This is a genomic window from Haladaptatus sp. ZSTT2, assembly GCF_037081775.1.
Lineage (GTDB): Archaea > Halobacteriota > Halobacteria > Halobacteriales > Halococcaceae > QDMS2.
In genome coordinates, this window is record NZ_JBAMHQ010000002.1 from 361,834 (window position 1) to 385,908 (window position 24,075).

Below are 24,075 nucleotides of genomic sequence, written 5' to 3' on the forward strand. Positions count from 1 at the left end.
CTTATTGCGCACTTCTGAGAGTGTCTACTATGCCAGTAACACTGGACCGCGAGCGATTTGTTGCGACGATGAAAGAGCAAGCACAAATCGGGGGGACCGAGGGCGGTGGGCTTCACCGGCTAGCGCTTTCTGATGAGGACAAGGAGATTCGTGACTGGTTTGCAGCACAGATGGACGCAGAGGGACTCGAAACGCGGGTAGACGAGTTCGGGAATATGTTCGGTCGACGTAAAGGAACCGACCCCGATGCAAAGCCTGTGCTCGTCGGCTCGCACCTCGACTCCCAGCCCTATGGCGGGATTTACGACGGTGCAATGGGCGTGATTGCCGCGCTCGAACTCGTCCGAACGTTGAACGAACACGACATCGAGACCGAACACCCCATCGAAATCGTGAACTGGACCAACGAGGAAGGCTCTCGCTTCCAGCCCGCGATGCAGGGCAGCGGCGTCTGGGCGGGGGCACACTCACTCGAAGAGGAGTACGCGAAAACCGATGCAGACGGTGCGGTGTTCGAAGAAGAACTCGAACGGATTGGCTACAAAGGCGACGAGCCAGTCGAACCCCGCGAGGAGTACGAAGCCTACCTCGAACTCCACATCGAGCAAGGGCCGTACCTCGAAGAGAACGACAAAGACGTGGGCGTGGTCACTGGCATCGTCGGCTTCACGTGGGGCGGGCTGACCTTCCATGGCGACGCAGACCACTCCGGGCCGACGCCGATGCACTACCGCAAAGACGCGCTCGTCGCGGCCGCAGACGTCATCACACAAATTCGCCGGATTCCGGGTACGCTTGGCGACCGAACAGTTGGGACGGTCGGCTACGTCGATGTCAAGCCCAACTCCATCAACATCATCCCGGACGAAGTCACCATCACGTGGGGCTTCAGAGACCCCGACGACGAAATCGTCGAAGAGGCGTTCCAGCGCGTCCTGCAGGAAGCAGAGTGGGCCGCAGAGCGCGAGGGCGTCGAGTGGGAGTGGAACGAGCGAATGCGCGCCCCGAGCGTCACGTTCTCGGACAAGTGCGTCGATGCAGTCCAAGAAGCCGCAGACGACCTCGAACTCGATAGCATGCGCATCTTCAGCGGGGCGGGCCACGACGCGACCCACCTCCACAGCGTGTGTGACACGGCGATGGTGTTCTCGGTGAGCGAAAACGGCAAGAGCCACAACGAGAGCGAGTACACGAGTTGGGACGACTGCTACTCCGCAGCCTCGACGATTGTGAACGCGGCGGTCAAACTCGCCGGAGGTGAGTGATATGAGCGACCCATCCTTCGACCGCCTCGCCATCTGGAACTGGGAGCGCCCGGACATCAAAGACGAAATCAAGTACGCGATGTACGCAGAGGACAAGGGGTTCGACACCGTTTGGCAGGGCGAATCTCGCCTTGTCCGCGACGCGATGACCGTCATGGGGGCGTACACCCAGATGACAGACACCATCAAGTTCGCGCCGGGCGTGACCAACTGCTATACGCGTAACGTCGCGCTCATGGCCCAAACGTTCTCGACGCTGGATGAACTCTCCGGCGGCCGCGCGATGCTCGGCATCGGCGCGTGGTGGGACCCCCTTGCGAGCAAGGTGGGCATCGACCGCAAGAACCCGCTTCGCTACATGTGGGAGTACTGCACCGTCTTGCGCAAACTGCTGGACTTGGAGAACGTCACCTACGACGGGCAGTTCATCGACGTAGACGACATCGAACTCGACCTAGTCCGGGCGAACGCAGACAAGCGCAACGTGCCCATCTACATCGGTGCGACCGGGCTGACGATGAACAAGATGTCCGGCGAACTCACCGGCCTCGGCGTCGTCGATGGGGTGTTCATGAACTACCTCATCCCGCCGTCACACAACGAGTTGGCGTTAGAGCAGCTGAAAATCGGCGTCGAAAAACAGGGCGGCACCCTTGATGACGTGGATTGTCCACAGCTCATCGCCGTCTCGATGGACGAAGACCGCGACGTGGCCATCGACAACGCCCGCGGCCTCGTGACCCAGTACATCGGTCAACAGCCGCACATCCGCAAGGCGTGCGGTATCGACCCCGAACTCGGCGATCAGGTCTCAGAGGAACTCGGTGGCTGGCCCGCGAACGCCGAAGACATCGAGCGCGCGAGTCGCCTCGTCTCGGACGACGTGGTGACGAACATCGTCGCCGCCGGGACGCCAGAAGACTGCATCGAAAAGGTCGGCGAGTACTGCGACGCAGGCTGTACCGAACCTGCACTCTACTCACTCGGACCGAACGTCGAGGAAGTCATCGACGTGTTCGCAGAGTTCAAAGCGAACTAACGACTCACGCTTTTTCGAGGTACGAAACGACTTCTTCGACCGGCCGGACATCCGCGTACTTTGCGTTCATGTCGAACAGGTTGGCGTCGTGTTGTGGCGTAGACCGGTCACCGACTGCTTCTGCCGGGACGATTGTGCGGTAGCCGTGGGCACAGGCATCGACCACGGAGGCCCGGATACACCCGCTCGTCGTACACCCGGTCACAATGAGCGTATCGACACCCCACGCGACGAGCATCGAGGCGAGTTCGGTTTCGTGAAAGCCGCTCGCTTGCCGCTTGTCGAGGACGTGGTCTGTCTCTGCAACGTCGAGGCGGTCGTCGAGTTCGACCCACTCACTGCCCGCCATGAGGGTATCGAGGCGGGGGATTTTCTCCTGCCAGATGCCCATGTCCGCACACGACGGGTGTGAACTCACGATTCGAGTGTACACCACGGGTACGTCGCGGGCGTGGGCCGCTTCAAGGAGCGTGTTCGTGCGTTCGACGACCCCAGTGAGGTCGCCCCCGAGTGGGTTCTCCTCGTCGGTGAAGCCTTTCTGTAAATCGACCACGAGCAGGGCGGGCGTCTCGCCGTAGCCGACGCTCGTGTCCATACTGGCCCGTTCGTACACTGCTTGCTCGTCCATATGTGCTGTGTTCACGTACACCGTGATAGTTCTTTCAGGGGGCGGAGAGAACACTTTTGACCCGACCGTGTGAGTATCCCGCATGGAGCGATTAGCAGACACGACAGCGCTCGTGACCGGCGCGAGCACCGGAATCGGCAAAGGAATTGCGATTGGGTTGGCCGAAGCAGGGGCGACAGTCGCGGTCAACCATCCGCCGACGGACAAGGAAGCAGAACGCGCACAGGCGGTCGTAGACGAAATCGAAGCCGCTGGTGGTACGGCAATCGCCCTCTCCGGTGACGTGAGCGATGAGGAGAGCGTGAAGGCAATGGTCGACACATTTGACGCGGAACTCGGGCAGATGGACGTGCTCGTGAACAACGCGGGCATCGTCCGACAGTCTCGCCTCGCGGTGATGCCCGTCGAGATGTGGGACGACGTTATGGCCGTTGACCTCCGTGGTGTGTTCCTCGTTACGCGCTTTGTCCTGCCGAAGATGCTTGAGGCCGGCCACGGCCGCATCATCAACATGGCCTCGCAACTCGGCTTCAAGGGTGCCCCCGAACTCGTCCACTATTCGGCGGCGAAAGGCGGCGTCATCGCCTTCACCCGAGCACTTGCGAGAGAAGTCGCCCCCGACGTAACGGTGAATGCCATCGCCCCCGGGCCAATCGAGACGGAGTTGCTCTCCGACATTTCAGAGGAGTGGCGCACGAACAAAGAGGCTGAGTTGCCGATGGGCCGTCTCGGACGGGTCGAAGACGTAGTGCCGACGGCCGTGTTCTTGGCCTCGGACGACAGCAGCTACTACACCGGACAGACGCTCAGTCCGGACGGTGGCGACGCGATGCACTGAGCCGATTCGCGAACAGTCTTCTTGAGTAGCACGATGCGAGCGGTGTCCTGAGAATTTATATAGATGGGGGAGAACTGGTGTGATAGATGTCAACACAAACCGGCCGCTCGGGCGAGCAACGCAATCAGTCGGCCCTTGCTTCGTTCGTCGAACGCATCAGTATGAAACACATTCTCGCGGTGTACACCGCGCTCATCGCGCTGTACATCTACCTCCCGATACTGTCTGTCATCGGGTTCTCGTTTAACTCGGGCGGGTTGACCTTCCCGTTCCTCGAGTTCACGACGAGCTGGTACAGCGAGCTGTTGGAGACCCAGTCGATGGTGTCTGCAGTGTATCGGTCGCTCCAGCTTGCGATTGTGGTCATGATTATCACCACGGTGCTCGCAACGATGGCGGCGCTTGCCTACCGCTATGACTTCTGGGGCCAGCGTGGCCTGTTGTTCCTGTTCATCCTCGGCATCATCACGCCGGGCATCACCTACGGGGTGGGTGCGACCCTCTTCCTGAACGAACTGCTCGGCCTCGAAAAGGGCCTCTGGCTCGCGACGCCGGTTCACGTCGTCTGGACGCTTCCCTTCGCGGTGATTGTCCTACTCGCGGGGTTCCCGCCGAATCTCGCGGAGAACGAAGAAGCCGCTCGTGTCATGGGTGCGGACAACATCACCGTGTTCCGCGAAATCATCCTCCCACAGATTGCCCCGACCGTCCTCGGCGCGGCCGTGTTCGCGTTCACCCTCTCGTACAACGAGGCAACGCGCAGCCTCCTGCTCCTCGGCGGCAGCAACACGATGCCGCTCGAAGTGTTCTCGGTCGCATCCGCAACCCGCGCAACCCCGGTGTTGTTCGCCCTCGGAAGCGTGACGACGATTGCCTCGACCATCTTGCTCGCGTTCGCTGGCTTCCTCGTCTTCTCTGCGCGCAATTAACAAAAAATTCGAGTTTTTCCGCGTTTACCGTTCGCGAATCGTTATTGGCTGTGACCCATCTTCCAGAAGCGACACTTCGAGCGACGCAAGCTCCTCGCGAGTCGCGTCGAGAATGGCGACGTGATTACCCGCGAGTTCACCGGCCGGACTCTTGAAGCACGTTGGGCCACAGGGTATCAGAATCTCTTGGTCGTTCTTGTAGCCCGGATACAACAGCACGTCACCACGAGAAGGGTAGACAGTATGGTTCTCTCGCGGTAAGTCAGGCAGGTCGACTTCGTCGATGTTCACCCAGCCCGCAAAACCGCTCCAGCGGACGTGTTGTATCTCAGAGTCAAGTGGCAGGAACTCACGCATGGCCGCGATGGATTCGGGTGCTTCATCTTCTAACAGGGTCGCGGTGAACGTCTGGTCGCCAAGGATAAATTCGAGTTCGCCCATCGAATCACCTCGCCGTCCAGCCGCCATCGACGCTCAGGACGGTGCCGGTCACGAAGTCGCTCTCGTCGCTTGCGAGAAACAGCGCGGCGTTCGCCACGTCTTCCGGTTCGCCAAAGCGCGGCCACGGCGTGGCCGCCTGCCAGTCTGCGAGCAACTCTGGGTCTGTCTCACGCCACTCGGCGTTCTGGGCAGTTTTGATGATACCGGGTGCGAGCGCGTTTACGTTGATTTCGTCTGCGGCGTAATCGAGCGCCATCTGGCGGGTGAGGTTCGACACCGCGCCTTTCGAGGCGCAGTAGGCCCCACTGCCTTTCCCACCGACCAACCCGTAGATCGAAGAGAGATTGATGATTTTCGCGTGTTCCGAGCGTTCGAGTTCGGGGAGGGCGGCTTTACAGCACAGAAACAGCCCTCTGAGGTTCACGTCCATGATTTGGTCCCATTCTTCGAGCGGCGTTTCACCCACCGCGTACTGGTAGTAGATACCCGCGTTGTTGACGAGAATGTCGAGGCCGCCGAACTCACTGACAGCCGCTTCGACTGCCTTCTCGACTGATTCGGGAGTCGTCACGTCCGTTTCCACATAGGTGTAGGTCGCATCGAGTTCATCTAGTTTGTCGAACACCGAGCGTTCGTCTTCGAGTTTTGGCTCTTTGCGAACGTCAGCGAGTACAACCTTCGCGCCTTCTCTGCCGAAGGTGGTTGCGATTGCATTGCCGATACCTGAGCTTGCCCCAGTGACGAGTGCGACTCGGTCTTGTAGCCGTGTCATACGAAACCATTCATCTAGGGTCGAATAGAGTTATCGGCGCGACGTGGAGTCCGGATGATTGTCGCCAGTTGCAACCAAAAAAATGTAGCAAATTTCCCGATTTTTCAACTTTCAGTAGCTGGTGAATGTTTGGTACAGCATGTAATTCATGGATATATGTAAATCTATAAGTAGTCTGACTCACCTCTTTCACACAATGCCAAATGGTATCAATAGGCGCAACTTCATGGTTCGCGCTGGCGCAGTCTCGGGAGCACTCGCATTAGCTGGGTGTACCGGAGGCGGAGGAGACGGCGATGGTAACGGCGGCGGCGACGGAAACGGCGGCGGTGGCGGTTCCACCGACGACGGCTCTCGCCCGATTAAATGGATGGGGCCGGCCTGGGCAGTCCGGGACGGCCAAGCGGAAAAATACAAGGAGATCACTGGAACCGATATCGAGACAACGACGGCGGACATTCCAACGACACAGCAGAAACTACTGAGCGGTGACCGGGCGAACTTCGACGCCTTTTCGATTGACTCCTCCGGTGCAGGAGCACTCACGAAAGACAACGACGCGAGTCTGTCCGTTCCGAAAGACGCGCTCGATAAGTGGGACGAAGAGAAGATTACTGAACTGTTCACCAACCCCGGCGAGCGTGTGAGTTACCTCGGCGCACAGACCGACACGATGCTCGATGAGCTGTGGGCAGACGATGAAAAGACCGAGCTTCGGTTCCCACCACACGTCTACAACTTCGACGCCATTGGCCTCAACCCGAAACTGGTCGATGAGAGTTCGATTACGAAGTGGAGTGCGTTATTCGACGAACAGTACAAGGGGAAGGTTGCGATGGGCGCAACCTCAGCAATCAGCATCCCTGAAGCGCTGATGCACCTCATGGACAACAACATGATTGAGGGTGAAGTTGGCGACTTAAACGACCCGTCCGAAGACCAACTCGACGCAGCAGTTGACTTCCTCATCAAGCAAAAACAGGGCGGCCAGTTCCGCTCGACGTGGGTTGCCTACGGCAACTCCGTGAACCTGATGTCCAGTGAAGAGGCCGTCATCGGTGACATCTGGCAACCCGCCTGTCTCGACGTTCGCCGTGCCGGGACGCCGTGTACCTACGCGACGATGGAAGACGGTATCCAGGGCTACCGCTACTGGTTCGGCGGCATTGCCCCGCTCAACCCCGGCGCAAAAGACCGGAACAACGTCGACGAAGTGCACCAACTCATCAACGACGTGCACTACGGCGCATGGTTCCCCGGCTTCATTCAGGGCTGGGGCTACTCGGTGCCACACTACCCGAACAAGGAACTCGTCCGCGACGGCGAAGACGATTCCGGACAGGGAATGGGTCCCGAGTACTACGACTGGGCGTACGAAGGAAAGGCGACCTACGAGTCCGTGGACGAACCCGGCCTGTTCGACCCACAGAAGTACGAATGGTCGATGGAAGAAGGCTCGCCAGCCTCCGATGGACAGGTCCGCAACAGTGGCCCGGTCGAAGAGCGGATCGACCGCATTGGCTTCTTCCAGATCTGGCCAAGCAACGCAGACTACATGCTCGAACGCTGGAAAGAGTTCACGAGCGCGTAAACGCAAAACACCCGAAATTTTTTAGCACCAACCGAAACCTACATTCATGCGAAGCGTTATCAACATACAATGAGTTCGGAAACGACAGACCAAGTTGTCAAGCAAAAGCAAAGCCTCCCAGAGAGAATTCGTCGGAACGGCATTGGCGAAGTCCAACTGCTGGTCGGCCCGACAATCCTCTGGTTTACGCTGTTCTTGCTCGCCCCACTCGTCGTCATTCTCTACTACAGCTTCCTCACCTATTCGAGTTTCAGCGTGGAACACACGTTCACGCTCGCGGCGTGGGAAGCCGTGTTCCAGCCAACGATTTACAGCGTGTTCGCGAGTTCGCTCGTGATTGGGATCCTCGTGACGGCGCTCACGCTCATCGTCGGCTACCCGCTTGCCTACTACATGCGGTTCTACATGAGCCAGAACGGCGGTATCCTACTGCTGTTGTTCCTCGTGATTCCGTTCTGGACCTCCGCGGTCATCCGCACGATTGGCTGGTACCCGATTCTGGGTCGCACGGGCGTCGTGAACAAGCTCCTCGTCTCGTGGGGCCTCATCGACGCTCCGCTCGGCTTCCTGCTGTTCTCGCCGTTCTCACAAACGGCGGGTTACGTCGCAGCGTTCGTCGTGTTCATGGCCTCCCCAATCTACATCTCGCTCGCGCAGATTGACGAAGACCTCCTCGACGCCTCGGAGACGCTCCGTGGCAACCCGCTCGACACGTTCCGGCACATCACCCTCCCACTGAGCATGCCCGGTGTAATCATCGGCGTCATCTTCGTGTTCGTCCTCTCCATCGGTGACTTCACCGTGCCCCAGTTCCTCTCGGGCGGGACGGGCACCATCACGACGCTCATCTACCTCTCGGTGAACAACGGGCTCAACTACCCGGACGCAGCGGCGCTCTCAATCACGCTGTTGCTCATCATCTTCTCCATCGTCTACCTGCTAACGCGCTACGTGGACATCACGGACATCGCGCAGAACTAATCTCGCCTTCTTTTTCGCAGTCGCAAAAAAATGCCGAGCGCAGCTTATTCGGCTTTCGTGAGTTCGTACACGCCAGCGGCGTCTAAGCGTGCCGTCCACTCTGGGTTGACCACGATGGTCGTCGTTGGCTCTTCGATGATGGCCGGACCGGAGAGCGTGCCATCGACGGGGATTACCTCGCCGTCGTAGACGGGCACTGGCGCGGCGTCGGTCTCGCCTTCGAAGATGGCGTCGCGCGTCGCGACCTGTGCGTCTTCGAGCGGCGTTCCCTCGGGGATGTCGCCCGTGATGTCCGGCGGCGTGATGTGCCCGTGGGCGATGGACTCGATGTTGATGAGGTCGACCGGCGTCTCCGGCTCTGCGTAGGTGTACAGCTCCTCGTGGCGACGGTCGAAGGCGTCTCTGAGCGAGGCGAGCCACTCGTCTGTAATCTGTTCGGCTGGCATCGACACCTCACACTCTTTGATTTGGTTCTGATAGCGCATCTCGAAGACACGCTCCAGACGAATGTCGTCATCGTCAATGCCCTCAGACTGGAGCTGTGCGGTTGCGTCTGCTTCGAGTTGCGTAAACTGTGCTTCGAGGTTGGCTGGGTCGATGTCACCGATGGCCGAGGGGTAGGACGCGAGGTGGTTGTGCCGGTAGTTTGAGACGACCTCACCGTAGGCACAGAGCACGCTCGCCGTCTTCGGGACGAGCACGCGCTTGATGCCGAGTTCGTCTGCGAGTCCGGTCGCGTGGGCGGGGCCTGCGCCGCCGCCACACACCATCGTGAAGTCCCGTGGGTCGTGGCCCTTCTCGATGCTCACCTGCCGGATGCCCGCGACCATGCGCTTGTTGACGATTTCGAGGATGCCCGCGGCGGCCGTTTCCACGTCTAACTGCGAATCATCTGCGATGTGGTCTGCGATGGCCTTCCGAGAGGCGTCGGCGTCGATCTGCATTCGCCCGCCGAGCAATTCGGTTTGGTTGAGATAGCCAAGGACGACGAGCGCGTCGGTGACGGCGGGCTTCGTGCCACCCCGGTCGTAACACGCCGGGCCGGGTTCTGCGCCCGCACTCTCCGGACCGACTTCAAGGACGCCGCGATTCAGCGCCGCAATCGAGCCGCCGCCCGCACCGATAGTCTCGACTTGGAGCATCGGGAGCCCCATCCGATAGCGCATGAGGTCGAAGTCCTTGCGAATCTCCGTCGCGCCGTCTTTGGTCAGGCTCACGTCGAAACTCGTCCCCCCCATGTCGATGGTGATGACGTCAGAGGAGCCAAACTGCTTGCCGAGGTGAAGCCCCGCCGCAGGCCCGCCCGCTGGCCCGGAGTTGATGGCGTAGGCCGGACGCTCGCGGAGCAGTTCGCTGCTCGCGATGCCGCCGTTCGCCTGGATGTAGCGAATCTGGCCGGTGAAGCCGTGGTCCTCAAGGTACTCGTCGACGCGTGCGACATACTGGTCGAGCGTTGGCTTCACGTAGGCGTTCACGACGGTCGTACTCGTTCGGGTGTACTCTCTGATTTGCGGGAGGACATCCACTGAAAGCGAGGTGTACACGTCGGGGAGTTCCTCTGCGAGAATCTCGCGCACCCGCTCTTCGTGAGCGGGGTTTTCGAACGACCAGACGAGCGAGACGGCGACGGCGTCTACGTCTTCCTCGCGGAAGTGTTCGATTGCCGCGTACACGTCGTCTTCGTTCAGCGGTTCGTGTTCCTCGCCGCCAGAGAGCATGCGCCCGCGGACGGGCATCCGGAGATGGCGTGGGACGAGCATTTCGGCCATCGGGTAGGCCGTGTCGTAGCGGTGGCCGTCCTCTTTGTGGCCGAGGCGGATTTCGAGCGAATCCTCGTGGCCCGCCGTACAGATGAGGCCGGTTTTCGCGCCGGTGTGCTCGATGAGCGCGTTGGTCGCAACGGTCGTCCCGTGGATGATGATGTTGATAGATTCGAGCAGCCCCGACACGTCGGTGTCGAGGTCGTCTGCAATCAGTTCGATGCCGTCCATCACCGCGCGCGAGGGGTCGTCGGGCGTCGAGGGCGTCTTGTAGACGTTCAGCGTGCCGTCGCCCGCGAGGACGAAGTCCGTGAACGTCCCGCCGCTGTCGATACCGAGTCGGTACATCAGTTCTCACCCTCCGCGCTCGCGCGCAGCGTTGCTGTCTTTTCCATATCAATCGTCCCGTCGTCGTTCACCGCGACGCCGTACTCTTCGGTCGCACCGAGTGGCGTGACAATCCCGTTTCGCAGGTCTTCTTCCACCATCTCGACTGGACGGGTCTTCGGGTCGCCCACACCCCCGCCGCCGGGGTTGTAGTTGATTGCACGCTCGCCCGGGGAAACTTCGATGATGGTGTTCTCACGATACTCGTCTACGTCGCCGTCGGCGTGCAGATGCTCAACCCGCCCGAGTTTCGGCTCGGTGAGCGTGTTGTAGGAACCGAGTGCGTTCGGCGTCTCGTTTTTCCGCCCCTCGCCCCACATGATGACCTGCATCTCGTGGTCGCGGGGTTCGACCTCCCAGATGGTGCCACAGCCGCCGCGGTGGTGGCCCGCACCGCCACTGTCCGGTCGAAGCGCGTATTGGTGGAGGATGAACGGGTACATGTGCTCCATAATCTCGACGTCACCGCTCGACAGCGCGCCGAAACAACAGAGCGGCCCGCGCGAGTGCCAGCCGTCGTCGTCGTTCGATGCGCCCGCACCGCTGATAATCGACGCGAGCACCATCGTCGTGTACGGTTTTCCGCTGTCGGGTTTCGTGCCCGCAATGTTCACGCCGCTCGTGTGACCCCACGAAGCAACTGCTCGGTCAGGAACCGCATGTTCGAGCGCGGTACGGACGGCGTCGGTGATGGTCTCACTCGGCGTCGTCGTACAGTTGACGTGCGGGGCCGGTGACTGCGCGTTCGTCATCGTACCCGGTTCGCCCACGTCCGCGGTGATGGGTCGGTAGAGCCCCTCGTTGTACGGTGGGTCGAGTTGCATGAACATCATGAATCCGAGGTAGATGCCGCTGACCGAGTTCGCCTCATACGAGTTGATGTAGTATGGTAGCTGTGGTGGCGATTCGAGTTCGACGTGGGCTTCGTCGCCGTCGATGGTGACGTGCGCCGTGATGTCTATTTCGCCAAGACCGTGGCCCGAGTCTTCGAGCGGCACCGTCCCGGTGTAGGTGCCGTCAGGAATCGTCATCATCTCTTCGCGCATCTGTTCTTCGGCGCGGTCGAGTAGCTGGTCGAAGCAGGCGTTTACGGTGTCTGCGCCGTAGCGCTCGACGAGTTGGACGAGGTGGCGTTCACCGATTTGCACCGCACCGAGTTGGGCGTTCAGGTCGCCCTTCCAGTCTTCTGACGACCGCACGTTTGCAAGCAGTAAGTCGCGCACGTCAGTTCTGAGTTCGCCACCGTCCCAAAGCTTGATGGGCGGAATCCGGAGGCCTTCTGCGTAAATTTCGGTCGCCTCGGGATTGTAGCCACTCGGAACTGGCCCGCCGATGTCCGTGACGTGGCCCTTCGAGACGGTCCAGTACATGAGTTCGTCGTCTACGAACACCGGCTTGTACATACAGCAGTCGAGGATGTGACTCCCCTTGTACGCCGGGTCATTGTGGTACATCACGTCGCCGGGTTTCACGTCGTCTTTGAAGCGCTCGATTATCGCCTTCGTCGCGGGCATCAGACTGCCGAGGTGAATCGGGATGTCTTGACCCTGAATGAGCATTTGGCCCTCCGCGTCGAACAGCGCATTCGAGTAGTCGCGGGCGATGTTGAGCACGCTCGACCGGGCGGTGTGCATCATCGTCGTTGTCATTTCCCGCTGGGCCGTCTCCAGTGCGCCCTGGACGACCGAGAGGGTAATGGGATCGATCTCTCTTTGTATCACAGTTAATGACTCGCATACTCCTAAATAGGTTTAGCGGCGCACGCGACCCAAAAGCAGTGTATCGATTAGTCGCCGTGTTGGTACAACTCGCCGTAGCCTTTGATGAGTTTCGGCTCGGGCGGTTTGTAGGTCATGACCTTGCTCGTGGACTTGCCGAGTTGCACGAGCGACTCTGCGAGCACGGCGGCCGCGCCGACGCTATCGACCACGGGAACCGGAAGTTCGGCTTCGAGCGCCTCGTCTAGGCCACCCATCCCGGCACAGCCGAGGCAGATGGCTTCTGCGCCGTCTTCTTCGATTGCCTGCCAGCTCACTTCGAGGAGGCCTTCAACGGTCGCCTCGCGCGCCGTCTCGGTCTCGATGACGGTGAGGTCGGTACACCGGACGGAGGCACACTGCGATTCGAGGCCGGTCTTTTTGACGGCGGCTTCGATGAAGTGTTTCGCCCGCGGAAGGATGGTCGCCACCGAGAACGTCGCACCGAGCATGTTCGCGACGTACATGGAAGCTTCTGCAATGCCGACGACCGGCTTTTCGGTCACTTCTCTGCAGGCTTCGATGCCGGGGTCGCCCCAGCAAGCGACGATGAACGCGTCGAACTCTTCATCCGTGTCGTTCAGAATTTCTTCGACAAGTCCGGGCACAGCGAGGTAGTCGTCGTAGTACGATTCGATGCTCACTGGCCCGCGCTCGGGCGAGACGGCGACGACTTCGGTTGTGTCTGCAGTGTAGCGGTTTGCGACCCGACCGATGTTCTCGGTCATTTCGAGGGTTGTGTTCGGATTGATTGCTTTGATTTTCATGTGCTTGCCAGTCACGGGCGGTTGCCCATGCGCTGTGTTGACAATTGAGCCAAGAGCAATAAATCGTTCGTGCGCTGCGTTACTCGTCTTCGAGGTCTGCTGGCTGAGTGCCGATGCCGTCTGGCCAGCCCGTCGGCTTCGCGGCGCTTGGCTGTGCGTACTCGCGTTTGAGCACCATCGGCGTGCGTTCGAGTGAAAGGACGAGGTCGCCGTCCTGATTGTAGGCGCGAAGTTCGACGGTGACCATGCCGACGTGGTCGCGCGATTTGCTCTCGCGTTTTTTGAGCACTTCGCTCTCTGCGAACAGGGTATCGCCGTGGTACACCGGGCCGTGATGCCGGATGTCGTCGTAACCGAGGTTCGCCGTCGCGTTCGCGGAGATGTCGATGACGCTCATGCCCACCGCGAGTGCGATGACGAACGTGCCGTCTACGAGAATCTCGCCGAACTCGGTCTGTGAGGCGTACGCCTCGTTGAAGTGCATCGGGTTCAGGTTCATCGTGATGTTCGTGAACCAGATGTTGTCCGTCTCCGTTACTGTGCGGCCGTAGGGGTGTTTGTAGATGTCGCCAACTTCGAAATCTTCGTAATACCGTCCCTGCCATCCAGCTACCAGTCGCCGTGCGTGTGCGCTGTCCTCTGTCATCTGTGTCACTCCTACCCACGCTGGCCTGCTATAGGAGGTTTTCCATCGTGACAGTGCTTAGCCCGTCCAGTCGAATGCCGTTTCGGTGTCGAGCGGAATATGGCCGCCGTCGGCCGTCGCCTGCGTGAGATACTCACGGAGTGCGTCGCGGTAGTCGGGATGTGCGCAGTTTTCGATGAGTGCTGCTGCGCGTTCGCGCGGCGAGAGCCCGCGCAGGTCAGCCACGCCCTGTTCTGTTACGATGACAGAGAGGTCGTGTTCGGTGTGGTCGACGTGAGGGACGGCGGGGACGATTCTCGAAATTGCGCCGTCTTTCGCCGTCGAGGAAAGGGCGATGACCGCGAGCGTGCTGTTGCGGCTGAAGTCGCCGCTACCGCCGATACCGTTTATCATGTGTCGGCCACCGAGGTGCGTCGAGTTTGCGTTGCCGAAGATATCGACTTCAAGCGCGCTGTTGACGCCGATGACGCCAAAGCGGTCGATGAGCGTCGGGCTGTTCGAGATATCTGCATTTCTGACGATGACCGACTTCGCGTACCGGTCGATGTCCTCGAACAGCCGTTTCTGGCCGTCGGCACTCAGTGCGAGCGACGCGGCGCTCGCAGAAGCGAGGCTGTCTTCGTCGATCATGTCGAGCAGGCCGTCTTGAATGACCTCACCGAAATACGAGACGGTACGCTCACCGAAATCGAAGCTCTTGAACGACGCCATGAGTGCATTACCGAGACTCCCCACGCCGAACTGCAGATTTACGTCGGATTCGTACAGGGGATTCACTTCGATTTCGGTTTCGAGGAATCCGGCCAGATTCGCGGCGATGTCGCGATCTACGTCGTTTGGCGCGCGAAACTGGTAGGGTTTGTCCGGGCGGTCTGTCTCAACAACGAAGTCGAGTTTTCCCGGGTCGAACGAAATCTTCGCCGCACCGATTCGGTCGCCGGGGCCGTCAATCGGGATGGGTTCGCGGTTCGGGGGCAACTCTCGTTCGTACACATCGTGAAGCGCTGCCAGAGAGAGGGGCTGGGCGTGGTTGAGTTCGACGATGAGTTTCTTCGCACTGCGAACGTAAGAGAGCGTGTGGCCGATGGAGGTGGTCGGAATGAACCAGTCTTCACCCACAGCGACGGCTTCGACGATGGCGACGTCCGGGTCGCCAAAGTGCCCTAACAACACCTCATCCCCGAGTTTGGAGATGTGTCGGTCGTGAAAGGCAATTGTTCCGTCGTTGACTGCGGCGCGAGCACTTGCGGTCGCCTGATACGGAAACCGGCGGGCAATCGCGCCCGCCTCCACGAGGGCGGTGTCGATTTCGTCACCCACACTCCCCCCACTGATCAGGGTGAGTGAGAGATCACGGCTGCTCTCTGCAAGGGCGAGGGGGACCGCTTTCGGATACCCAGCGCGGCCAAACCCACTCACAACGACCGTGGCGTCATCGCCGATACTCGCCGCCGCCTCCGCAGGCGACCCGCTCGGTAGCTGTCCCGTCTTGCGTTGTAGATTGCGTGTCATTAGTGTCTCTCTGTCGCGGCGGTGGGCGGACGAGTTTAGCCACTGTTCGCCACTCGGCCGTGCGATTGTTATGCATAGTCAGTGCGAATAGGGGTTAAGCGTTTGTGTCGAGCCAGATTCTACGCAACCCTCGGGGCAAGGTAGCAAAGGGCATAGATTTATTGATGCCCACACAAAGCAACGTCCGATGGTGGACATTCCGACCGATACGGTCGAGTTATCGGAGCAACAGCGATTGGTACGAGACAGCATACGCGACATCTGCAGCGAGTTCGACGACGAGTACTGGCGTGCAAAAGACGCGAACAACGAGTACCCACAGGCGTTCGTCGACGAGCTAGCTGCGGGCGGTTGGTTCGGCATTCTCATCCCCGAGGAGTACGGCGGCGTCGGGATGGGGACACCGGAAACCGTGGTTATGATGGAGGAGATTGCCGCGAGCGGCGGCGGATTTGCCGCAGCACAGGCCATCCACGGCGGTATTTACAACAGCGTCCCGCTCGTGAAATACGGCAGCGAGGCGATGAAAACCGACCTCTTACCCAAAGTCGCCGCGGGTGAGAAGGCCATTCAATCACTCGGGTTGACGGAGCCAAACGCTGGGTCTGATTCGACCTCTATCGAGACGACGGCCGAAAAAAAGGGAGACGAGTACGTCATCAACGGCCAGAAAATCTGGATTTCTCGCGTCGATGCGAGCGACTACCTCGTCGTCGTCGCCCGGACGACGCCGAAAGCCGAGGTTGAAAAACGCACACGCGGCATCTCGCTGTTTCTTGTCGACATCGCGGAGGCAAAAGCAGCGGGGCAGTTAGAGATGAAAGAAATCGACAAAACTGCGAGCAACGCCGTCCACGCTTTCGAACTCTGGTTCGAGGGGCTTCGCGTTCCGGCGGAGAACCTCATCGGGGAGGAAGACAAGGGCTTCTATCACCTTTTAGACGGCTTGAACGAAGAGCGGCTGGTCATCGCCGCAGAGTGTCTCGGGCTTGGCGAGCTCGCAATCGACCGCGGCGTTTCCTACGCTCGCGAACGTGTGGTGTTCGACCGGCCAATCGGCTCGAATCAAGCGATTCAACACCCGCTCGCAGAAGCCTACGCGCGCGTCCAGGCGGCCAAACAGTTGACCTACAGCGCCGCAAACATCGCGGAGAAGGCCTCGGGCCGAGAAATCGGTGCACAGGCGAACATGGCGAAGTTCCTCGCCGCAGATGCCGCATTCGAGGCCGCCGACGCGGCGGTACAGTGTCACGGCGGCTTTGGCGTCGCCCGCGAGTACAACGTCGAACGCTACTTCCGGGAAGCCAGACTGACCCGCCTCGTCCCGATTACCCAAGAACTCGTCCTCAACTATGTTGGGACGAAAGTGCTCGGGTTGCCACGTTCGTACTGAGTTCAACATTTGCGTCGCATCGAACACCGACAGGCAAGAGTGTTCAGCGGTGCCGAACAGACCGCTGTCTGATGTGGGCCCACACTATGTACGAACAGCATCCTCAGTTCCGATGTAGAATGGTGGTACCGTTCTATCAATCTCAATATTTGCGGAATTTGTTCGAAAAAATCGGGAATATGCATAGCGTTATCCACCCACATTCCGTTCAGTACTGCCGAACACGAAGGTAGGCGATTTGGTGCAGCCAGCGTGTTAATTTGGCACAGTCAGGGCGGAAACCTTTTGTCCATGTGTGGTATGGTTTTCCATATATATGCCCAAAACGCCCACTACAACCGATAACATCAAATCGGTAGAAACGGCGTTCGCCATCATGGAACTGCTCGCAGAGAGCCAACAGACCGGGGTGACCGACATCGCCACGGAGCTTGAGCTCGCAAAGAGCACCGTCCACAACCATCTCACTACCCTGAAGAATCTCGACTACGTCGTCCGTGAGGGGGAGAAATACCGGCTGAGCTGGCGTTTTCTCAAGCTAGGCGAGGAGATTCGGGACAACCACCCGAAGTATCGACTGTTTCAACGGCACACCGAGAATCTTGCGTCACACTTTGAAGAGCGCGCTCAGTTCATTGTCGAGGAAAACGGCAAGGGTGTCTACCTGTTTCGTGAGACGGGAACGCACGCGGTCCGAACCGATTCTGGCGTCGGAAAGCGCATCTTCCTTCACTCCACTGCCGCGGGCAAAGCGATACTGGCCCACCTGCCCGAATCACGAGTACACGACATCATCGAAACGTGGGGGCTGCCACCAGTGACCAGCTATACGATCACCGATCGCGAGGAGCTCTTGACAGAGTTGGAAACGATCAAAGAACAGGGATACGCCTTCAACCGCGAGGAGAATTTAGAGCGGCTGAACGCCGTGGGAGTTCCCGTGAGAGACCCAGATGGTGGCGTAATCGGGGCGATGAGCGTGTCCGGCCCGTCTCACCGTCTCAAAGGCCAGTATTTCGAACAGGAGATTCCAGACTTTCTGCTCGGGTTGGCGAACGAAATCGAACTGAACCTAGCATATCCGCGCTAAGGGCGCAGAAACGTGACATTCTCGTATCGCCAACCCATTAATTGTGATGTTCGAATGGTATTCTAGTTCAGTACTGATGAACAGCATACAAAATTGTGAAAAACCGCCGCATATACACATTTAGTTCGTGAATCGCCGCTACAGTTCCAGAAGTCGGGAATGTATAACAGAAGTACTGTTGTGATGGAAATGCTCATGAGGGTTGCGAACAGAGAGTAGATACGGATGGCAAACACGAACGAGTCGGAAGACGGCACGCGAGCAGGTCGGCGGAGTAAGGTTCATCGCAAGCTCACGAAGTACGGACTCGACGACATGGGAGAGGAACTTGCCGCACTGTGGACGGCGACGGGCGACGACCATTGGAGTCTGCGGGATTTAGCAGACCGTGCAAATCGGGCGATGCTCAAGCAAGCGATGACTGACGCGGGAATGCAACCCGTCGATGACGAAGTTGCGACAGCGTATCAGGTCTTGACCAACGACGACACGAGCAGCGGGGATAAACTCCGCATTGAACGCCGCCTCAAGCGCCAACAGGTGCCAATTGACGACCTCACCCGTGATTTCGTCTCGTATCAGGCCGTGCGGACGTATCTCACGAAAGTTCGCGGTGTCGAATATGACCGAGACCATGGCGATCGCCTCGAACGGGAATCACAGAACATCCAAAAGCTCCGTGGGCGCACAGAAACAGTCACCCAGAGTAAACTTGCCCAACTCCGTAACACCGACAGACTCTCGCTGGGTGAGTTTCGCGTGATGGTCAGCGTTCGCGTGTTCTGTGAGGACTGTGGCGGCCAGTACGAAGTCGCAGAACTTTTAGACGACGGTGCTTGTGACTGTGAAACGACCGACTGAAACGCCCCGGCGATCGCGTTCTTGAGAGGAGAGCAGAGACGTGTCACATCGAGTGTGCCAAACAGCATCCCAAGGGGGCAGTCTCTCGCTCAAAGTACCCTCAAGACTTAAGATAACTCGCCGTTCAGTGTGTTATAAGAATGAGCGTTGAACAACAAACGAAGGAAAAAGCGAGTATCCACGTTGAAAATATCGGTGGAATTTCTGAAACGGATGTCACATTCTCGCCCGGAGTCACCATTCTTGCTGGTCGAAACGCAACCAACCGCACTTCGCTCTTACAGGCTATCATGGCCGTGTGCGGGAGCGACAACGTCTCCGTCAAGGGCGACGCAGATGAGGCCTACGTCGAACTCACGATTGGGGAGGAAACCTACACGCGTACACTCTCGCGTCACAACGGCGTGGTGAGTGGTGATGGAACCCCACATCTCGAAAATCCCACGCTCGCAGACCTGTTTGCGTTCTTGCTCGAATCGAACGAGGCGCGCAGAGCCGTCGCCCTCGGTGAAGACCTCCGCGAACTCATCATGCGCCCGGTCGATACAGAGGAGATTCAAGCCGAAATCTCTCGGCTCGTTGCAGAGCGCAAGTCGCTCGAAGACGAACTTGCAGAAATCGACTCGCTCAAAGGAAAGCTGCCAGAGCTCGAAAGCGAACGCACGCGCCTCGAAGCCCAAATCGAGGAGAAAAAGGAAGCACTCGAAGCCAAAGAACAAGAGATTGAGACGATAGATGCAGACGTAGAAGAGTCGCGTGAGGAGAAAGAAAAGTTCGAAGAAACGCTCGACAAACTTCGAGGGAAGCGCTCCTCGCTCGATGACGTTCGCTACGACCTTGAGACAGAACAAGAAAGTCTCTCTGCGCTCAAGCAAGAGCAACACGAACTCGAAGACGAGTCACAATCCCTGCCGGACGCGCCGGTCGGTGAAATCAAGGACATCGAGTCAGATATCGAACGATTGCGCGGAAAAAAACAGACCATCGAAAGCGAGCTGACGGAACTCCAGAGCATCATCCGATTCAACGAGGAGATGCTCAACGGGACGAACCGCGAACTGCTCGACGCGCTGAGCGCAGAGCGTGACGGTGATGGGTCGCTCACCGACAAGCTGCTCGAAGCCGACGCAACGACGTGTTGGACCTGTGGCAGTGCGGTCGAAACCGACCAGATAACGTCGACGGTGAGCCAGCTCAAAGATTTAAATCGGCAGAAGATCAGCGCGACAAACGAGATTCAGTCGGATTTAGACGAATTGAAAGCAGAACGGAGCTCCCTCCAGCAAAAACAACAGCAACGCGAGCGGGTCGAACGTCGCCTCGCGGAAATCGAAGACGAAATCGAAGACCGAAACGAGAGCATCGAAACGCTGAGAGAGCGGCGTGAGGCGCTGACCGAAGAAATCGAGCAGATAGAAGAAACGGTCGATGACGTAGAAGACGACTCCTACAGCGAGATTATCGAGGTTCACCGCGAAGCCAACCAGCTGGAGTACGAACTCGGCAAGCTCGAAAACGACTTAGAGCGTGTCGAAGACCAGATTTCGACGCTCGAATCACGCATCAGAGAGCGCGACAGCCTCGTTTCGACCCGCGAATCGGTGCAAGCCGACATCGAAGAGCTACGGACGAAAATCGAGCGCATCGAAGAAGAGGCAATCGAAGGCTTCAACGAGCACATGGACACAGTGCTCTCGATGCTCGATTACGCCAATATCGAACGTATCTGGCTCGAACGTATCGAACGTGAAGTGCGCGAGGGGCGACGGAAAGTCCAAAAAAGCGTGTTCGAGTTGCACGTCATCCGGAGCACGGCCTCCGGTGCAACCTACGAGGACACGGTTGACCACCTGAGCGAAAGCGAGCGGGAGGTGACGGGCCTCGTGTTCGCCCTCGCTGGCTATCTCGCCCACGACGTCCACGAGACTGTCTCGTTCATGTTGCTTGACTCGCTCGAAGCCATCGACTCAGAACGTATCGCGTCGCTTCTCGAATACTTAGACGACTACTCAGAGTACCTCGTCGTCGCGTTGCTCCCAGAGGACGCGGCCGCCGTCAGCGACGACTACCAGCGCATCACCGAAATCTAACGGTTCGCGCTTTTCCCCGTTTTCGGGCACCAATTGGCTAACAACAGTACGCCTGTTATGTATGTCGTGGAGTACGGCCATTTTCGCGGTACTCGCTCCCGTCGTTTAGGAATCGTTCACCATGACGAAATTCTATGAATGAGCGATGTTCAGCTCTATTTCATTGACAATGCTCAACAATAGCTGTGGAAATGTTTCTTCCATCGGCTCTCCTTTCATCCGGTGGCTAGGACCTGAGACAACGCACGCCCCTAGCACTGTTTCATCAGGGTCAGTCATCGGGGCCGCCACCGCGTACAAACCTTTCGTGCTTTCGCCATAGCTGTAGGAAATCCCGCGTTCACGAATCGCTGCGAGTTCTTCAAACAGGGCTTCGCGGTCCGTGATGGTCGAACTCGTGGCTTTCGGGAGCCCCCACTTATCCACGATTGCCTCTACGCGCTCTCGCGGTAGCTGTGAGAGAATCGCCTTCCCCGAAGCGGTTTGGTGGATGTACATCCGAGTCCCCGGCCGCGTTTTCGAGGGAACGCCGTTCTGTCCTTCTTCTCTGTAGAGGACGACCGATTGCCCGTACTCTTCGGTCATGTACTGCGAAACCTCGCCCGTTTTGGCAGCCAGTTCTTGGAGTTTTGGCTTGATAATGTGCGCCCCGGGAAATCGTGAGCGAGTGTGGCCGCCGAGGTCGAGAAATCGGAAGCCCAGTCGGTACTCGTTGCCCGTCTTTGTCACGTATTCGTGGGCGACGAGCGTTGCCAGGTGTTTGTGTGCGGTGCTCTTTGAGACGTCCGCGTGGGTGGCGATGTCCGTGACACGCGCAGCTTCTAACTCCTTTACCGCGTCGATGATGGCAAAGGTCGTATCCAGACTCTTTATCGTCGCTGTTGTCGGGTGACGAGCCGATGTGTTTGCCGGGGCGTCGGTCATGTGTGCTGGTCACACGCACCGACACAAATAATTTACTCATGCGAAACGAACGGATGATTTCGATTCGAGTGAGAGAATATTCTCAGGTTCATGCACCGAAAGTCGCTGAATCGTTTCGTATTGGGTCGCAACGGTCACCAATGGGTTGCCTTCGGCGTTTTCCGCAACGACAGCCCACCGAGCCGGCTCTGTGCGATACGAAGCAGAACGAGCCCTCAGCCGAGCGTGATGAGCACCACGCCGACGACGGTGACGACGGCACCGATGAGCGTACTCGGGCGGGCCGCTTCGCGCTCACCGAGGAGGAAAATACTGAGCGCGACGGTGAACAGCGGGCTCGAATTGAAAATCGGAACCACGACGACGGCGTCCGCCCGCGAGAGCGCGGTGAAGTACGCGCCGATGGCGACGGTCCAACACACGCCGGTGAGAAGCAGGTAGTTTCGTGCCTTCCCAGAGACGGCGCGTCGCAGTTGACTCGAATCAGTGTACAGGGAGATGACCACGCCGACGAGCAACCCGGCGGCGAAGTTGAGGGTGAGCGCCGGTAAGAGGGGCGTTCCAAGCACTGAAAGTCCGAACTTTCTGATGACGGGGGTGACGCCGAACCAGAGAACGATCACAAGCGCGAGAATCGCCGTCGTGGTGGTGTCTGCGGTCGGTTCGGTGGGTTCGGCTTGCGGCCTGCGAGTCAGCAAGATGAGTCCGAGAACGACGATGACGATGCCAACGGCGAGCGGTGGCGAAAGCGTTTCACCGAGAAAGAGGACGGAAAACACGGCTGCAGTCACCGGGCTCGCACTCTTTACGGCGTGGGTCACGCCCGCACCGATTTTGCCGATAACGTGAGACAGCATGAACCGGCCAAGTCCCGACCCCAGAATCCCGCTTGCGATGAACACGCCAACCGCCTCCGGTGAGAGGGTGGGAATGCCCGACAGAAAAACGAACGGGAGTAAGAGAACGACGCTCACGAGCGTGGTGGCCGTCACCAACACTTCGGCGGACGCGTCTGCGAGGCCCCGTCGGGCGCTCACGTAGCCGACCGACGAGATGAGCGCCGCGCCGAGCGCGAGGAGTTCCCCAGAGAATACGGACGGGAGTGCTCCCACTCAGATAACTCCGTCTGCGCGCAGCTGTTCGCGCGCGGCGTCGTCGTAACCGAGGTCGGAAAGTACTTCATCCGTGTGTTCGCCAAGACGCGGCGGGGCCTCGGCCGCGTCTGTGTCGAGCGACGAGAAGTTGACCGGGTTCGCCGGTGACTTGAACGTGCCGAGGTCGGGGTGTTCCATCTCTGCGACCATGTCCTTGGCTTCGATGTGTGGGTCGTCGATGAGGTCGCCCACCGAATTGACGGGCGTACACGGCACGTCTTCTTCACCGAGGATGGAGAGCCACTCTTCGGTCGTGAGTTCTGCGAAGATGTCGTCGAGAATCGCATCGAGTTCGCCGCGGTTTTCGACGCGGTCTGCGAAGGTGGCGTATTCGGGCAGGTCGATCCACTCTTCGTGGCCGATTGCTTTGCAAAAGCCCGGCCAGTGGCGTTCGCTGATGACGCCAACGATGATGTAGGCGTCTGCAGTCTCGAACGCTTGATACGGCATCAGGCTCGGGTGGCGCGTGCCCATCCGTTGGGGGTTCTCGCCGGTGGCGAAGTAGTTCGTAACGTGATAGAGGAGGAACTGAAAGCTCGTGTCGAGTAACGCGAGGTCGATATATTGGCCCTCGCCCGCCCGTTCGCGGTGATACAGCGCGGTCATGATGGAGTAGATGGCGGTCATCGCACACGAGATGTCACAGATGGAGATGCCGACCCGCGCCGGCTGGTCTTCCGTGCCGGTGATGCTCATCATGCCCGACTCGCCTTGGAGGATGATGTCGAACGCCTTTTCGTCTGCGTACGGGCTGTCGTTGCCGTAGCCGGAGACGTCACAGTAGATCAGGTCCTCGGTGAGTTCGTTGAGGGTGTCGTAATCGGCGGCGAACTCCTCGTCCTTGCCGGGGGCGAAGTTCTGGATGAACACATCCGCCTCCGAGACGAGGTCGTGGAGGATTTCTTGGCCCTCGGCCGAGGTGAGGTCGAGGGTCAGGCTGCGTTTGTTGCGATTGAGGCTGACGAAGTACGCAGAGAGTTCGTCGCCGTAAGCTGGGGAGTACGTCCGGGTGAGGTCGCCGTGACCAGGCCGCTCGATTTTGATGACGTCCGCGCCGAGGTCGCCAAGCGTCTGAGACGCCAGCGGCCCCACGAGTGCCTGCGTCGCGTCGACGACCACGAGGTCGTCAAGCGGTTGCATACAACCCATGTGTAGGCTCCTCCGATATAACTCATGGCACTCGCTCCCACGGAGCAACACTTAATAGGCAATTGCGGAAATCGGCGGGATGATGCAACACACGAGACAAC

21 protein-coding genes are annotated in these 24,075 nt (G+C 59.1%); 10 read left to right on the forward strand and 11 right to left on the reverse strand.

The window, feature by feature from the left end:
* Positions 1–29 precede the first annotated feature (29 nt).
* Positions 30–1,265, forward strand: a complete 1,236-nt coding sequence (locus tag V5N13_RS16500; RefSeq protein ID WP_336361700.1) for a Zn-dependent hydrolase — start codon at positions 30–32, stop codon at positions 1,263–1,265.
* A 1-nt stretch (position 1,266) separates the two neighbouring features.
* Positions 1,267–2,304 carry an LLM class flavin-dependent oxidoreductase gene (locus V5N13_RS16505; protein ID WP_332900121.1) on the forward strand — a complete coding sequence of 346 codons (1,038 nt, stop codon included), beginning with the start codon at positions 1,267–1,269 and terminating at the stop codon, positions 2,302–2,304.
* A gap of 4 nt (positions 2,305–2,308) precedes the next feature.
* Here V5N13_RS16505 and V5N13_RS16510 read toward each other — a convergent pair whose 3' ends face one another.
* Positions 2,309–2,932 carry an isochorismatase family protein gene (locus V5N13_RS16510; protein WP_336361701.1) on the reverse strand — a complete coding sequence of 208 codons (624 nt, stop codon included), beginning with the start codon at positions 2,930–2,932 and terminating at the stop codon, positions 2,309–2,311.
* An 82-nt stretch (positions 2,933–3,014) separates the two neighbouring features.
* Between V5N13_RS16510 and V5N13_RS16515 the strand changes: the two genes are divergently transcribed.
* Together V5N13_RS16515 and V5N13_RS16520 are read left to right on the forward strand one after the other, a co-directional pair.
* Positions 3,015–3,770 (forward strand): SDR family NAD(P)-dependent oxidoreductase, encoded by a 756-nt coding sequence (locus V5N13_RS16515; RefSeq protein ID WP_336361702.1) that lies wholly within the window; start codon positions 3,015–3,017, stop codon positions 3,768–3,770.
* Between the two features lie 86 nt (positions 3,771–3,856).
* On the forward strand, positions 3,857–4,699 hold the full coding sequence (locus tag V5N13_RS16520; RefSeq protein WP_336361703.1) for an ABC transporter permease: 843 nt from the start codon (positions 3,857–3,859) through the stop codon (positions 4,697–4,699).
* Positions 4,700–4,723: 24 nt separating this feature from the next.
* On the opposite strand, the gene V5N13_RS16525 is transcribed toward V5N13_RS16520, so the two are convergent.
* Positions 4,724–5,140, reverse strand: a complete 417-nt coding sequence (locus tag V5N13_RS16525; RefSeq protein ID WP_336361704.1) for a DUF3830 family protein — start codon at positions 5,138–5,140, stop codon at positions 4,724–4,726.
* A gap of 4 nt (positions 5,141–5,144) precedes the next feature.
* Positions 5,145–5,912 (reverse strand): SDR family NAD(P)-dependent oxidoreductase, encoded by a 768-nt coding sequence (locus V5N13_RS16530; protein ID WP_336361705.1) that lies wholly within the window; start codon positions 5,910–5,912, stop codon positions 5,145–5,147.
* 196 nt (positions 5,913–6,108) lie between these two features.
* Between V5N13_RS16530 and V5N13_RS16535 the strand changes: the two genes are divergently transcribed.
* Positions 6,109–7,503, forward strand: a complete 1,395-nt coding sequence (locus V5N13_RS16535) for a substrate-binding domain-containing protein (RefSeq protein ID WP_336361706.1) — start codon at positions 6,109–6,111, stop codon at positions 7,501–7,503.
* Positions 7,504–7,572: 69 nt separating this feature from the next.
* Positions 7,573–8,484 carry an ABC transporter permease gene (locus V5N13_RS16540; protein ID WP_336361707.1) on the forward strand — a complete coding sequence of 304 codons (912 nt, stop codon included), beginning with the start codon at positions 7,573–7,575 and terminating at the stop codon, positions 8,482–8,484.
* 44 nt (positions 8,485–8,528) lie between these two features.
* Here the strand turns inward: V5N13_RS16540 and capA are convergent, their stop codons facing one another.
* The 5 genes from capA to V5N13_RS16565 form a co-directional block, all read right to left on the reverse strand.
* Positions 8,529–10,592 (reverse strand): caprolactamase subunit alpha, encoded by a 2,064-nt coding sequence (gene capA / locus V5N13_RS16545; protein ID WP_336361708.1) that lies wholly within the window; start codon positions 10,590–10,592, stop codon positions 8,529–8,531.
* Entirely contained in the window at positions 10,592–12,352 is a 1,761-nt protein-coding gene (gene capB, locus V5N13_RS16550) for a caprolactamase subunit beta (RefSeq protein ID WP_336361709.1), read from the reverse strand. Before capB ends, capA begins: the two co-directional genes overlap by 1 nt.
* 65 nt (positions 12,353–12,417) lie before the next feature.
* Positions 12,418–13,155 carry an aspartate/glutamate racemase family protein gene (locus tag V5N13_RS16555; protein WP_336361710.1) on the reverse strand — a complete coding sequence of 246 codons (738 nt, stop codon included), beginning with the start codon at positions 13,153–13,155 and terminating at the stop codon, positions 12,418–12,420.
* A 79-nt stretch (positions 13,156–13,234) separates the two neighbouring features.
* Entirely contained in the window at positions 13,235–13,801 is a 567-nt protein-coding gene (locus tag V5N13_RS16560) for a MaoC family dehydratase (protein ID WP_336361711.1), read from the reverse strand.
* 57 nt (positions 13,802–13,858) lie between these two features.
* Entirely contained in the window at positions 13,859–15,313 is a 1,455-nt protein-coding gene (locus V5N13_RS16565; protein ID WP_336361712.1) for an acetyl-CoA hydrolase/transferase C-terminal domain-containing protein, read from the reverse strand.
* 187 nt (positions 15,314–15,500) lie between these two features.
* Between V5N13_RS16565 and V5N13_RS16570 the strand changes: the two genes are divergently transcribed.
* The 4 genes from V5N13_RS16570 to V5N13_RS16585 all read left to right on the forward strand — a co-directional run bounded on the left by V5N13_RS16570 (position 15,501) and on the right by V5N13_RS16585 (position 20,747).
* The gene (locus V5N13_RS16570; RefSeq protein ID WP_336361713.1) at positions 15,501–16,706 is read left to right on the forward strand and encodes an acyl-CoA dehydrogenase family protein; all 1,206 of its coding nucleotides are present in this window, start codon (positions 15,501–15,503) and stop codon (positions 16,704–16,706) included.
* Between the two features lie 316 nt (positions 16,707–17,022).
* Positions 17,023–17,796 (forward strand): IclR family transcriptional regulator, encoded by a 774-nt coding sequence (locus tag V5N13_RS16575; RefSeq protein ID WP_336361714.1) that lies wholly within the window; start codon positions 17,023–17,025, stop codon positions 17,794–17,796.
* 225 nt (positions 17,797–18,021) lie between these two features.
* Positions 18,022–18,657, forward strand: coding sequence for a rod-determining factor RdfA (rdfA, locus tag V5N13_RS16580; protein WP_336361715.1), 636 nt, complete (start codon positions 18,022–18,024; stop codon positions 18,655–18,657).
* 140 nt (positions 18,658–18,797) lie between these two features.
* On the forward strand, positions 18,798–20,747 hold the full coding sequence (locus tag V5N13_RS16585) for an archaea-specific SMC-related protein (protein ID WP_336361716.1): 1,950 nt from the start codon (positions 18,798–18,800) through the stop codon (positions 20,745–20,747).
* A 132-nt stretch (positions 20,748–20,879) separates the two neighbouring features.
* Here V5N13_RS16585 and V5N13_RS16590 read toward each other — a convergent pair whose 3' ends face one another.
* The 3 genes from V5N13_RS16590 to V5N13_RS16600 all read right to left on the reverse strand — a co-directional run bounded on the left by V5N13_RS16590 (position 20,880) and on the right by V5N13_RS16600 (position 23,965).
* A complete protein-coding gene (locus V5N13_RS16590) occupies positions 20,880–21,671 on the reverse strand; it encodes an IclR family transcriptional regulator (RefSeq protein WP_336361717.1) in 792 nt (263 codons plus the stop codon).
* Between the two features lie 215 nt (positions 21,672–21,886).
* Positions 21,887–22,783: a DMT family transporter gene (locus tag V5N13_RS16595; protein ID WP_332900303.1), complete on the reverse strand. Its 897-nt coding sequence runs from the start codon at positions 22,781–22,783 to the stop codon at positions 21,887–21,889.
* On the reverse strand, positions 22,784–23,965 hold the full coding sequence (locus tag V5N13_RS16600) for a CaiB/BaiF CoA transferase family protein (protein WP_332900302.1): 1,182 nt from the start codon (positions 23,963–23,965) through the stop codon (positions 22,784–22,786).
* Positions 23,966–24,075: the final 110 nt, after the last annotated feature.

Coding starts and splice junctions, on each gene's coding strand:
- V5N13_RS16500 (WP_336361700.1), top strand. CDS start 30: ATGCCAGTAACACTGGACCGCGAGCGATTTGTTGCGACGATGAAAGAG.
- V5N13_RS16505 (WP_332900121.1), top strand. CDS start 1,267: ATGAGCGACCCATCCTTCGACCGCCTCGCCATCTGGAACTGGGAGCGC.
- V5N13_RS16510 (WP_336361701.1), bottom strand. CDS start 2,932: ATGGACGAGCAAGCAGTGTACGAACGGGCCAGTATGGACACGAGCGTC.
- V5N13_RS16515 (WP_336361702.1), top strand. CDS start 3,015: ATGGAGCGATTAGCAGACACGACAGCGCTCGTGACCGGCGCGAGCACC.
- V5N13_RS16520 (WP_336361703.1), top strand. CDS start 3,857: ATGTCAACACAAACCGGCCGCTCGGGCGAGCAACGCAATCAGTCGGCC.
- V5N13_RS16525 (WP_336361704.1), bottom strand. CDS start 5,140: ATGGGCGAACTCGAATTTATCCTTGGCGACCAGACGTTCACCGCGACC.
- V5N13_RS16530 (WP_336361705.1), bottom strand. CDS start 5,912: ATGACACGGCTACAAGACCGAGTCGCACTCGTCACTGGGGCAAGCTCA.
- V5N13_RS16535 (WP_336361706.1), top strand. CDS start 6,109: ATGCCAAATGGTATCAATAGGCGCAACTTCATGGTTCGCGCTGGCGCA.
- V5N13_RS16540 (WP_336361707.1), top strand. CDS start 7,573: ATGAGTTCGGAAACGACAGACCAAGTTGTCAAGCAAAAGCAAAGCCTC.
- capA (WP_336361708.1), bottom strand. CDS start 10,592: ATGTACCGACTCGGTATCGACAGCGGCGGGACGTTCACGGACTTCGTC.
- V5N13_RS16555 (WP_336361710.1), bottom strand. CDS start 13,155: ATGAAAATCAAAGCAATCAATCCGAACACAACCCTCGAAATGACCGAG.
- V5N13_RS16560 (WP_336361711.1), bottom strand. CDS start 13,801: ATGACAGAGGACAGCGCACACGCACGGCGACTGGTAGCTGGATGGCAG.
- V5N13_RS16565 (WP_336361712.1), bottom strand. CDS start 15,313: ATGACACGCAATCTACAACGCAAGACGGGACAGCTACCGAGCGGGTCG.
- V5N13_RS16570 (WP_336361713.1), top strand. CDS start 15,501: ATGGTGGACATTCCGACCGATACGGTCGAGTTATCGGAGCAACAGCGA.
- V5N13_RS16575 (WP_336361714.1), top strand. CDS start 17,023: ATGCCCAAAACGCCCACTACAACCGATAACATCAAATCGGTAGAAACG.
- rdfA (WP_336361715.1), top strand. CDS start 18,022: ATGGCAAACACGAACGAGTCGGAAGACGGCACGCGAGCAGGTCGGCGG.
- V5N13_RS16585 (WP_336361716.1), top strand. CDS start 18,798: ATGAGCGTTGAACAACAAACGAAGGAAAAAGCGAGTATCCACGTTGAA.
- V5N13_RS16590 (WP_336361717.1), bottom strand. CDS start 21,671: ATGACCGACGCCCCGGCAAACACATCGGCTCGTCACCCGACAACAGCG.
- V5N13_RS16600 (WP_332900302.1), bottom strand. CDS start 23,965: ATGCAACCGCTTGACGACCTCGTGGTCGTCGACGCGACGCAGGCACTC.